Below are 11,515 nucleotides of genomic sequence, written 5' to 3'. Positions count from 1 at the left end.
CACAGTAATTAGACCATGAACAACGACAATTAAATATCAGTCTCGTGATTCCTTAAAACGGCGATAGTTATGTCATAAGTGATTGAAAGGATGTCACTCATCATTCTCAAAGATTCAGATGATTCTTCTAATTTTATCTTAAATCAATTGTTTAAGTAAATTTTTAAAGCGTTGGTTTAGAAGCTAAAATCCGCTTAATTGTGCCTATATCATAGTTTCGATTACCCAATTATGATCAACAACGATTAGTCGTTAGTATTTAAATTAAAAACCCATCACCTAGATGATGGGTTAATTGTTGATGTCTAAAGATTTAGATTAATACGCCCACTGGATGAGCAATCGAAATAGACCAGCAATCAATAATAGACTTAAAAAACCACCGAGCCATAAAACAATAAACCACCCTGCTTGATTCAGTTTCATTATCATTCTCCTCAGTGATAACCTTCGTCACCAACACGGACCTTGTCTCTAAATACCCAATAAGATAAAGCGGTATAAAACAATATAATTGGGATTAGAATGAGTGCACCAATGAGAGCAAATAATTGACTACTTTGGGGTGCAGCAGCTTGCCAAATCGTTACACTTGGCGGAATGATATTAGGCCATAAACTAATTAAGAAACCCGTATACGCAAGAAATACCAAAGCCAATGTATAGATGAAAGGCGCAAATTCCTGACGACGTTTACAAGCTCTGAGCGCAAGGAAAGTAAAAATCAATACCAGTATTGGTACGGGGCTGAAATACCACATTTGTGGTTGGCTAAACCAGCGCTGTGCAATATCGTCATGTACAAGGGGGGTATAAATACTGACAGCGCCAAATATTAGAAATAACGCGATCATAAGCTTAGGCATCAGACGGTACATATGATCTTGGACACGCTCATCCGTTTTAAAGATTAACCATCCGCAACCGAGTGTCGCGTATAAAGCAACAACGCCTAAACCTGTAAAGAGTGAAAATGGAGTGAGCCAATCCAGACCACCACCCGTGAACACACCATTAGTGGTCTGAATTCCTTGAATATAAGCGCCTAAAATCACACCTTGTAAAAATGAAGCTAAAATTGAACCCCAAATAAATGCTTGGTCCCAAAGTGCTTTAGTCCGATTAGCCTTAAAACGAAACTCAAAAGCGACTCCACGAAATATAAGCGCGATCACCATTAAGGTGATGGGCATATATAATGCGGACAATACAGTCGAATAGACCAGTGGAAAAGCGGCAAATAAACCAGCTCCACCAAGTACCATCCAAGTCTCATTGCCATCCCATACGGGTGCTACAGTATTCATCATGACATCACGCTCTTGGCGATCTTTCACAAATGGAAATAAAATACCAATTCCCAAATCAAAACCATCAAGAACGACATAAATCAACACACCTAGTGCGATGATCACAATCCAAATCAATGATAAATCAATCATTTCAAATTCTCCTGATCATTCACCTTGTTTGATGCTTCAAGTTGTTGTTCATTATCAATGGTACTCATCGGGCGTTTAGACGCTCGGATCACTTCGCCATCTGAATGTGGTGTTGAATAAATAAATTCTGGTCCTTTCACCATCATTTTCAACATATAAAAGATACCGATACCAAATACGATGCAGTACACCACAACAAAAATAATCAGCGTCAGCCCAACCTGTTCAGCAGAGACAGGAGATAACGCATCTTTCGTACGCATTACGCCATAGATAATCCAAGGTTGACGTCCCACCTCTGTAGTAAACCAGCCTGCCAATAATGCAATAAAACCTGAAGGCCCCATCCACAAAGCAAACTTGTGCAACCATTTAGAATCATAGAATTTGCCTGTCTTACGTAGCCATAGACCTAATACAGCCAGTAAGATCATGAGCATGCCCATACCCACCATGATTCGGAAACTCCAAAAAACGATGGTTGAATTAGGTCGATCCTCAGGTGCGAATTCTTTTAAGCCTTTAACCTCACCATCAAGGGTATGTGTCATGATCAGGCTACCCAGATTTGGAATACCAATCGCATATTTAGTTTCTTCAGCTTCCATATCTGGAATACCAAATAGATACAACGGCATACCATGATCTTTATTGGTTTCCCAATGACCTTCGATTGCAGCTAATTTAGCAGGCTGATGTTCTAAGGTATTCAATCCATGTAAATCACCCACAAACATCTGTAGTGGAGCTAAAGCAAGGATCATCCACATTGCCATTGAGAATGACTTTTTAACTAACGCATCACGGCGTCCTTTGAGTAGATGCCATGCAGCAGTTGCGGCAACCAATAAGCCTGAAACCAAGAAAGCGGCCAGTGCCATATGCGCTAATCGATAAGGAAAGGATGGGTTAAAGACAATCGCGAACCAATCTTGAGGAACGATTATTCCATTTTCAAATGCAAAGCCTTGAGGTGTTTGCATCCAGCTATTAGATGACAGAATCCAAAACATGGATATACATGTTCCTATTGCCACCATTAAGGTTGCAAAAAAATGCGTCTTTGGTCCAACTCGCCCCCAGCCAAACAACATGATACCGAGGAAACCAGCTTCTAAGAAAAACGCACTGAGCACTTCATACGTCAGCAATGGTCCAGTGACACTACCAGCTATACGTGAAAATTCACTCCAGTTGGTTCCAAACTGATAGCTCATCACCACGCCTGAAACCACACCCATACCAAATGAAAGTGCGAATATTTTGATCCAAAATTTAAACAGATCTCGATAAACAGGATCATTCGTTTTAAGCCAACGCCATTCGAGCACAGCCAAAAAACTTGCCAATCCAATCGAAATTGCTGGAAAGATAATGTGAAATGAAACAGTGAATGCAAATTGTATACGCGCCAATTCAAGCGCTGTTAGTCCTAGATCCATGACGTCACCTTATCGTTGAATTTTGTGGTGAATGTTGTTCTTCACTGAGTTTAAAACTACAGTCAGAATTACATTGTAGATGTCATGTATCACTCCGATAACACGCGATTTTAAATTCACTTTTTTGAGGATGAATGAATACCGTCTGTTGGCTACAGACTGTTTAAAGATTTTTTTCATAAGATTGAACTCTACATAAATTGATTAAGATCAAAATGATCCAAGGTTTAAATCAATTAGAGTCCAAAAGGTGGTGCTCGGCCTTGAGGCAGAAGATAGAGCTTCTGTAGAGAAAAATAGACGTGCCAAAAAGAATTGCGGTAGAAACTCAGCTTAACTTGTAAGCGATCAAAAATTTCTTTTACACCAAAATCAAATGGTAAGACGAGGTCTCCATACACAGTGCAATATTGGCATTGGTGAGTAATTTGATTATGGTCGTGATGATGTTCGTGTTCACTCAAATGGTGGACGAGATCGTGATAAGTCTCATGAACATGCTGATGGCGTTCTGGAGAAAGTAAATTATGCATAATAGACAGGCATACCGGAGCGATATGAAATTTCTCCGGTAAGATCGGTTGTAAATAAACCGCTAGCTGTAATAACACCGTTGCAAATGCAATGATGAGTCCACTAGATCTAAACAAAATTTCCTCTCAACTCTTTTAAATAAAGAGTGTTTAGAAACATAGAAAAAATCAAGTTAATAACCGACTAGGCTGATCAACTTTCATACTTAACTATACGCCTATTGAACTTGTTTTTAAAGCCTTTTTCAATTTTACACATAACATGTATTTATAATATTTATAAAAATAAAAGTAGCTAAACTTTAAAATTTAAAACAATTTAAAGGGATTTTCAAATAAGATACTCCATTGTGTTCAGTGGGCGGAAATTTGCCACCGTTTATATTAATTTGAATGGCTGGTAAAATGAGCTTTGGCATCCCCAATGTCGCGTCACGGCTATTGCGCATTTCCACAAAATCATTCTTTTTTGAATCAATTCGAATGTGTATATTCGATTCTTTTTGCGTTCTTATATCCGTTTGACACATATATTGGTGTCGATTTTCTGGTAAATAATCGTGACATAGATATACACGCATATGATCAGGCAGTTGATAAAGCTTTTGAACTGAATCAAATAATTCTGCTGCACTGCCCCGTGGAAAATCACAACGAGCTGTACCATAGTCTGGCATAAATATAGTATCACCCACGAAAACTGAATCACCTATCACATAACTAAGACAAGCAGGTGTATGACCAGGCGTTGGAATGTTGTAGGCTTCAATTTCTCCAATTTTAAAACACTCATGATCTTTAAATAAATAATCGAATGGTTGCTGTGCATTTATTGCTTTAATATCCAATTGATAAATTGAGCCAAATGTTTCTTGTACAATTCCAATATGATGACTTATGGCAATTTTGCCACCCAGCTTAGATTTTAAATATTGCGCAGCGGTCAAATGATCAGCATGTACATGTGTTTCTAAAATCCACTCAACCTTGTAATGCTGTTCATGTATGTATTGAATAATCTGGTCAGCATGATCCGTCGTTGTTGTCGCAGAAGCAGCATCAAAATCTAAAACACTATCGATAATGGCACAACTTAATGTCACAGGATCGGCCACGACATAACTAAATGTATTGGTATTTTGATCAAAAAAATCTTTAATTAGCGGCTTGATGTGATCTTGAGTGGCGTCTTTCATCACTAGTTTCATAATTATGCTTCCATCCATTTACGGTGAATCAAAACTCCTATCAACATCGCAATCACAAAATAGAGTGATTGATAATGCCCTAAACCAATCAATGTTAATCCTGGTGCTGGACAGATGCCTGCGATGCCCCATCCTATACCAAACAAGCTAGCACCTATGATGAGCTTGTTATCAAGCTGATTGTTCTTTGGTAAATCAATCGTCTCATTGAATAGAGTTAAAGGTCTTTCACTTCTGCTTACGATCTGAAAGGGTATAAATGCCACGACAATGGCACCCATCATGACAAATGCCAAACTTGCATCCCACTCGCCAAATAAATCAAGAAAATTAAGAACTTTTTCAGGGTTCGACATTCCAGATAACATGAGCCCCACGGAAAAAAGTGAGCCAAACAAAAAAGCAAAAAGGTTTTTCATTTAGAATGCTCCTGAGACATGCCGAATTAAATAAACCGTTATAAAGCCTGTCACAAGAAAGCTCAGTGTTGCCACACTAGATCTTTTGGACAATCTACTTAAACCACAAATGCCATGCCCACTTGTACAGCCAGAACCTAAACGTGTTCCAAATCCGACTAAAATACCTGCCACGATCATCATGAATGGACTTGCTTCGAGTTCAATTTCAGGCTGAACCCAAATACCATAGATAAAGGGTGTGATGTTGAGACCCAGTAAAAACCACAATGCTGGTGTTTTGAAAACTGTATGCGGATTTAGTACTTGACCGAGTAAACCACTAATCCCTGCTATTCGACCATTCACATATAAGTATCCAACCACAGATAAACCGAGTAGTGCTCCACCTAAAAAAGCAATCACAAAATCATGCATAACAATTTACTTATTTACAATATATTTTTTTATATTATATAATTTTGAAAAATAATCAAGATGCTTTAACATACGCATCCTTCTGTTTCAAAGGAACATCCAATGCCGTCTGATGTTGAATTCAATCAAATGGATTTTTCACAAGTTGATCAAGTCAGCGATCGACTTAAAGTCCTGTCGAATCCTGATCGCTTAAAGATACTTTGTATTTTAGTAGATGGTGAATTGAACGTTCAGGAAATTGAGAATCGAACTCAAATTTTTCAACCCACACTTTCACAACAGTTAACCGTATTACGTAAAGCTGAAATGGTGGTGACTCGTCGTGAAGGTAAACAAATTTTTTATCAAGTGAGTGATCCTAAAGTCCTCACCATTATGCAAACACTTTATCGCTTATATTGCGATCGTACTTCATAATCTTGCAATTCTTTCAGTTGTGGATATGAGACTCAAATACGATCATATTCTCCATGCAAATGACCATGTATTAAATTTTAAAGTTTTGTATTCAAGAGTACTAACGACCAAAAAATTCTATTTTTCAAAAACTTCTTGCAAGTCTTTTGCCATTCCTTGCATAGACTTGAACTCTCCTTGTTGATTTTTCCATACCATAGCTGGCGTGGAAAAAAATCCATATTTATCCATGAGTAACTCGTTATAGTCGATTTTTTCATTTAAAGATTTTGATATATTTTGCGTAACAACTAATCGCTCTTTACCTTTCTTTTTATTGTAGTCATTAAATACTTTAGCAGGATCACTTGAGTTAAGTATGGTGGCAATTTACCCTCGACTATCTTCTCGAATCACACCAACTTGTATATGTCGAAGTTGAACTTTTCCCGAGTTTACCCATGGTCGTGCAGCTTCCCAAAATTGATGGCAATATAGGCAGTTAGGATCTGAAAATACATAAACAACGCGTGCTGCTGTATTTTCACCATCTTGAATCCAAGTCGACTTTTCAATGCTCTTCCATACATCATCTAATACGGCGTCTTTGACATGTGTATTTAATGCTTCAATAGAAATATTTTCACCTTGAGCATTATATAAATCACCCATAATGTAATATTTCTGATCATTAGAAATAAAAACCGTGCCTGGATGTTGGTTCATATGCCCTGCCCATCCTGTCATACCTGCTGGTGCTGGAATTTCTTTTACAAACTCAAAGCCCTCTGCTGAAATCTGCTTTTTTAAATCCGCATAACTGACGCTACTTATTAAAAATACGCTAGACAACAATATTAATTTATTTATATCTTTCATAACCTTTAGCTCTACTCAGCTGTCATTTTAATTAAATATTCTTGCAATTTTGCAGCGCTTAACTCACCCATATGTCTATCCACCAATTTACCTTTTTCATCGTAAAACAATGTAGTTGGCAAGCCAAAACTATTGCTCTGCTTGGGCATTTCCCCATTTACATCAAGTCTGACATTTTTAAAGTTGAAGCTGTGTTTTTGTAAATAGTTTTGAACCGTTGTGATATCTTCACCTTGATTGAGCATCACAAAATGAATATTGGGATGAGCCTTTTGTGCTTGAAAAAGTATTGGCATCTCTCTATGACATGGCGGGCACCAACTCGCCAACAAATTAACGACTGTAGGCTGACCCAAAAAATCTGTGAAATACCCTTCATTCTTATTTTCACTATGATCAGTTGGGAGTATCTGAAAACTTAGGTCAGGATAAAAACTTTCAACCTTGTATTGAGTTTTTATCGTTACGCCAATCGCTACCCAAAATAAAAACACCCCAACTAAAATGATTTTCATTTTTGTTCGTAAGCTTCGATTGAGAATGATATAGCTTAGCCCACCGAAGAATAATCCACTCCATAAGCTAAATCCTTTATCTTGGATTTTGAGTATATCTAAAGGATTTTCAATATAAATCTCCCAATAGAACATAACAAAGATGACTCTAGCGGCAACTGCTCCAATAATGATGCTTGTCCACACTGAATCTTTACTGATTTTGACTTGGGTATCTGTCCATTTATAGTGATGACCTAAAACATTGATCAGGATACTGATGAACAGTATCGCACTGAATAGAATCAATAAAACCCATGGAAACATGAGTGATCCAAGTTGAATCCCATCAAATGAAATCATTACTGAACCATCCCGACAGATTGTTCCTGCAATCGATTTAATAACTGTGTTGCAGTAAAAGTGCCAGTCAAGCGCAGATCACGTATTTCATCATGTTGCGTATTTAAAAAAATAAATGTTGGCGGACCTAAAATTTGCCATTTTTTTAACAGTTCATCTTGGCTTGGTTCAAAATGAGTGAGATCTAATTTAATTAAAACCAACTCATTGAGTTGGGCTTGAACATCTTCACGCGGAAGTACCTCTTTTTCTATCGGTTGACATGCAACACACCAATCTGCGTAAACATCAATTACTACGGCTTTACCTTGATTTGCGTTCAAAACATTTGAAAGCTGCGCAGCAGATTTGACTTTATGCCATGTATGTAATGTTTTGGCCTGCGTTACAAGTGAGTGCGTATACCCTTGCTGCACATAATTCATTCCTAAAAACATCATGCCAAGACTGAGTAATATGATGATGCTTTTAACCACTATTTTTTCGACATAAGGTCGCATTTTCCAGAGTAAATATACAGCGAATCCAAGAAGTAAAAGACCCATCAGAATTTGATAAATACTGGTTGGAATAAGTGGCCGTGCAAAATAAATGGCCACAAGCAACATCACGAAACCAAAACAGACCTTGAGTCGATCCATCCATACCCCAGGTTTAGGTAAAAAATGCGTCCCGAAAACTGCCGCAATAAAAAGCGGCAAACCAATCCCAATGCCCAAAACAAAAAGATAAGTCGCCCCTAATAAAGGTTGGTTCATCTGTGAGACAAATATTAATGCTCCAGCCAACGGAGCACTCATACAGGGTCCAACAATCAGTGCAGAAATCATCCCCATGAGTCCTGCACCGATCAATGTTCCACCTTTTTGTTTTTGTTGCCAAAGATCTAAGCGTTGTAACATTCCTTGAGGTAAAGAGATTTGAAATGCACCAAAAAGATTAAGAGCAAAAATAATAAAAAGCAGACTAAAAATACTGATGAAGATCGGACTTTGAAACCAACGCTGAAAACTATAGCCCAATTGAGAAACAACGAATCCCATTAACGCATAAACGATAGCCATCCCTGTGACAAAAATAAAAGCTATTACCGCGGCACGATATCCTCTGTGATTTTGCACAAGAATGCCTGATAAAATCGGAATTAAGGGCAATGAACAAGGCAAGAATGCCAACAATATTCCAAGTCCTAAAAACACCAATAAATTAAGCCATACACTTTGTTGAGAGAGCAAATTTAAAAAAAATTGATCGTTGTTCCATACACCCGAAAAACTGGCTGGCCTATTCAGATTTTCTTTAGATAAATTTGCATCTAGCGTGGATTGATCCTCACTGATTGGATCATTTTCCCCAAATTCGGTTTTATCTCGCTCAAGCGCAGTAGCGTTAAAATTTTTACGATCTGAGACTGTATTACTATCCTTTGAAATGAGTTGTGTTTCTGTTTTTGGTGAAGCATTTTCTTGTGCATCTCGAGTATTTACAACTCCATTAGATGCCGCTGAAATTTCTTTGAGATTTAAAACTTTCTTAGCTTGTGTAGTTTGCTGCGCTGGGAATAAACCTGTGCTGTCAGTTGTTATCGTTGTTCTTTGAATCGGATAACATAAACCACTTTCAGCACATCCTTGCCATTGAATCTTAAATTCTTGATTTGGTTTGACTGGAATATTGCTGATTACATCCTGATAATGCACTTGGGTCATACCAAAGTTTGGATCATCTTTCTCTTTTGGGCGTGGTAGAGATAACTTTACAGGACCTTGAATGTCTGAAACTTTGATTTGATCATGATAGAGATAGTAACCATCTGCGATCTTCCATTTTAGTTCAGCTTGATGATGACTGACTGATACTGCCTCAAATTGAAATGCTTGATTTGGTGGTAGAAAATCTGCAAATGCAAAATTACTCACCAAAGAACCAAGTAATAAACTACCCTTAAACCACTTATTCATATTGACTGTATCAGTTCCTGTCTAGTCGTTCAAAGTTCAACGAATGAATTAAGAAAGCGTGATAAAACAAATGCCGCTTCAACGCCAATCGTCACTCGAGATCGCTCATACATTTGTACTCGCCCTAACATGAACTTTATATCGCAAAAAATCTCATTATTCCGTTGGAATTCTTTAAATATTTCTGTTGATCACCATGGCACAGCGTTTGTGATTGAGACTTGACTCGAACCACCAAAGAAACCCTCATTTGATTCACCGACTACTCAACATCAAGATTAATCATTCTTTCAAAATACGATGCGATTGAATGACGAGTACTGAAAACTCAAGTTCAGGTAAAACATCTTTGAAATTGAACGAATTGATACTTATATTGACTGAAGACAAAATAAGTTTAGATGAATTTATCTTAAAGTTTTCTGTTGTATCGATTGGCTAGGATAAGCAGCATGCGCTTATTAATGATGCTCAGACCTTATCAAAAATCAAACAGGCCTTATAACACTGTGATCAAAAAAATTCGTGGTTAAAAAATCATATAATTAGTTCACCCAAATTTAATTAAAATACCCAACGATAATATGTGTGAATTAAATCACAAAATACACCAAATCAACATGTAAGAAAAACTTCACAATATAAGAATTAATTTTTAATAACCTTGAATGAAATTTCAAAATATTTCGTTATGAGTTATTTATCAATATTCAACTAAAATAGTGAGAATTTATTCTCATATTAAATTAAATTCAAAAACAGAATCACACTTAAATATTTAAAAAAACAACAATAAAACATAAAATACTGATTTATATATACTATTAATTTTAATAAATATTAATCCAATCACAAATAATATAATAAAAATATAATAAAATACAAAATATATATAAATAAAATAATTTATCTAAATAATAAAATAACAAATAAAAAAATATTATTGTGACTCAAACCTCATTATAACCACCATGATATTAATTCGTTCAAATTAATAATTAAAATAATGTTTGTTAAATTAATCTAAATATTGAACAATAATTAAACACGAAATCTAGCTATTAAAAATCAAGCTAGATCTCAAATAATATCCCATCATTAAGGTGTAATTATGAAATCCTTCGCGTTTGGTATTATAAGTTCAATTGCATTAATCTCGACTGGCTGTGTTTCAACCACATCATTAGGCACTGTAGCTTCCGAACGCAAACAACTCATGATTATTCCGGAATCAGCTTGGAATAAAATTTCAAACCGTAGCTATAATAAATTTGAAAAGAAAGCGAAAACTAAGTCTTTATATCTTGAAGATCCACGCTTAAATCAAATTTTGGCACGTTTAATCCCACATGCTAATCAATATTTACGTCAAGGTCGTCAACCAATTCAATGGCGAATTAACGGTGTGCTCAGCAGCAAACCGAATGCCCAATCCTTTCAAAGTGGGCAAATTGTAGTTAATTCGGCTGTATATATGTTTGAAAACTTATCTGATGACGAGTTAGCCACCCTAATTGCGCATGAAATGGCACACATTATCCGTAACCATAGTCGTGAAAAGGCTTCTCGTTTCGCAGCAATGAATTTAGGTCTAATGGGTGCAACCATGGGAACTGGGGCTGCCATCGGGCTTGCAAGTGGTTTATCAGGCAATCAAACCAATATGTCTCATCGCCGTCATCTAGAAGAAGAAGCTGATTTGATTGGTTTAGATTTGATGGTGAGAGCGGGCTACAATCACAACGCAGCACTCACATTTTGGGATAAATTCGAAGCAAATCTCAACAAACGTAAAATGAATAAAGATCAATCAACTTTGTTTGCAAGTCATCCGAGCAATGACCAACGTAAAGCATTCTTAACTGAACAAGTCATGCAGATCGAAATGTATCAAAAGGATGTCAACCTCACTGCATTACGATAATTTAGTATAAATAATAAAGCCCAACGCTATGTTG

At 36.7% G+C, this 11,515-nt stretch carries 11 protein-coding genes and 1 pseudogene; 2 read left to right on the top strand and 10 right to left on the bottom strand.

Annotation, left to right across the window (positions count from 1 at the left end; genetic code table 11):
• Positions 1-318 precede the first annotated feature (318 nt).
• The 7 genes from CL42_RS17080 to CL42_RS14135 all read right to left on the bottom strand — a co-directional run bounded on the left by CL42_RS17080 (position 319) and on the right by CL42_RS14135 (position 5,461).
• Positions 319-426, bottom strand: coding sequence for a DUF2474 family protein (locus CL42_RS17080; protein WP_155757002.1), 108 nt, complete (start codon positions 424-426; stop codon positions 319-321).
• Between the two features lie 11 nt (positions 427-437).
• Positions 438-1,442: a cytochrome d ubiquinol oxidase subunit II gene (gene cydB / locus CL42_RS14160; protein WP_035269972.1), complete on the bottom strand. Its 1,005-nt coding sequence runs from the start codon at positions 1,440-1,442 to the stop codon at positions 438-440.
• The gene (locus tag CL42_RS14155; RefSeq protein ID WP_035269969.1) at positions 1,439-2,884 is read right to left on the bottom strand and encodes a cytochrome ubiquinol oxidase subunit I; all 1,446 of its coding nucleotides are present in this window, start codon (positions 2,882-2,884) and stop codon (positions 1,439-1,441) included. The genes cydB and CL42_RS14155 overlap by 4 nt, the downstream gene beginning before the upstream one ends.
• Positions 2,885-3,120: 236 nt before the next feature.
• On the bottom strand, positions 3,121-3,537 hold the full coding sequence (locus CL42_RS14150; protein ID WP_051586638.1) for a hypothetical protein: 417 nt from the start codon (positions 3,535-3,537) through the stop codon (positions 3,121-3,123).
• Positions 3,538-3,719: 182 nt separating this feature from the next.
• Positions 3,720-4,613, bottom strand: coding sequence for an MBL fold metallo-hydrolase (locus CL42_RS14145; RefSeq protein WP_035269978.1), 894 nt, complete (start codon positions 4,611-4,613; stop codon positions 3,720-3,722).
• Between the two features lie 14 nt (positions 4,614-4,627).
• Complete coding sequence (locus CL42_RS14140; RefSeq protein WP_035269965.1) at positions 4,628-5,044, bottom strand: DUF6691 family protein; 417 nt, start codon at positions 5,042-5,044, stop codon at positions 4,628-4,630.
• Entirely contained in the window at positions 5,045-5,461 is a 417-nt protein-coding gene (locus CL42_RS14135; RefSeq protein WP_035269961.1) for a YeeE/YedE family protein, read from the bottom strand.
• A 102-nt stretch (positions 5,462-5,563) separates the two neighbouring features.
• On the opposite strand from CL42_RS14135, the gene CL42_RS14130 reads away from it, so the two are divergent.
• Positions 5,564-5,881, top strand: coding sequence for an ArsR/SmtB family transcription factor (locus CL42_RS14130; RefSeq protein ID WP_035269954.1), 318 nt, complete (start codon positions 5,564-5,566; stop codon positions 5,879-5,881).
• Between the two features lie 117 nt (positions 5,882-5,998).
• Here the strand turns inward: CL42_RS14130 and dsbG are convergent.
• The 3 genes and pseudogenes from dsbG to dsbD form a co-directional block, all read right to left on the bottom strand.
• Positions 5,999-6,730, bottom strand: a pseudogene (gene dsbG / locus CL42_RS14125) (thiol:disulfide interchange protein DsbG).
• A 20-nt stretch (positions 6,731-6,750) separates the two neighbouring features.
• Entirely contained in the window at positions 6,751-7,596 is an 846-nt protein-coding gene (locus CL42_RS14120) for a TlpA disulfide reductase family protein (protein ID WP_035269952.1), read from the bottom strand.
• Complete coding sequence (gene dsbD / locus CL42_RS14115) at positions 7,596-9,557, bottom strand: protein-disulfide reductase DsbD (protein ID WP_035269951.1); 1,962 nt, start codon at positions 9,555-9,557, stop codon at positions 7,596-7,598. The genes CL42_RS14120 and dsbD overlap by 1 nt, the downstream gene beginning before the upstream one ends.
• Before the next feature lie 1,111 nt (positions 9,558-10,668).
• Here dsbD and CL42_RS14110 point away from each other — a divergent pair.
• Entirely contained in the window at positions 10,669-11,481 is an 813-nt protein-coding gene (locus CL42_RS14110) for a M48 family metallopeptidase (protein WP_051586637.1), read from the top strand.
• The last annotated feature ends 34 nt before the right edge of the window (positions 11,482-11,515 follow it).

It is taken from the genome of Acinetobacter sp. Ver3, assembly GCF_000632455.1.
Classification (GTDB): Bacteria; Pseudomonadota; Gammaproteobacteria; order Pseudomonadales; family Moraxellaceae; genus Acinetobacter.
The sequence above is the reverse complement of the archived record's forward strand: the minus strand, read 5'-3'. Positions and strand labels throughout refer to the sequence as shown.

Bases quoted from the DNA above. Each gene is read 5' to 3' on its own strand.
- CL42_RS17080 (WP_155757002.1), bottom strand. From the start codon at position 426: ATGAAACTGAATCAAGCAGGGTGGTTTATTGTTTTATGGCTCGGTGGT.
- cydB (WP_035269972.1), bottom strand. From the start codon at position 1,442: ATGATTGATTTATCATTGATTTGGATTGTGATCATCGCACTAGGTGTG.
- CL42_RS14155 (WP_035269969.1), bottom strand. From the start codon at position 2,884: ATGGATCTAGGACTAACAGCGCTTGAATTGGCGCGTATACAATTTGCA.
- CL42_RS14145 (WP_035269978.1), bottom strand. From the start codon at position 4,613: ATGAAAGACGCCACTCAAGATCACATCAAGCCGCTAATTAAAGATTTT.
- CL42_RS14140 (WP_035269965.1), bottom strand. From the start codon at position 5,044: ATGAAAAACCTTTTTGCTTTTTTGTTTGGCTCACTTTTTTCCGTGGGG.
- CL42_RS14135 (WP_035269961.1), bottom strand. From the start codon at position 5,461: ATGCATGATTTTGTGATTGCTTTTTTAGGTGGAGCACTACTCGGTTTA.
- CL42_RS14130 (WP_035269954.1), top strand. From the start codon at position 5,564: ATGCCGTCTGATGTTGAATTCAATCAAATGGATTTTTCACAAGTTGAT.
- CL42_RS14120 (WP_035269952.1), bottom strand. From the start codon at position 7,596: ATGATTTCATTTGATGGGATTCAACTTGGATCACTCATGTTTCCATGG.
- dsbD (WP_035269951.1), bottom strand. From the start codon at position 9,557: ATGAATAAGTGGTTTAAGGGTAGTTTATTACTTGGTTCTTTGGTGAGT.
- CL42_RS14110 (WP_051586637.1), top strand. From the start codon at position 10,669: ATGAAATCCTTCGCGTTTGGTATTATAAGTTCAATTGCATTAATCTCG.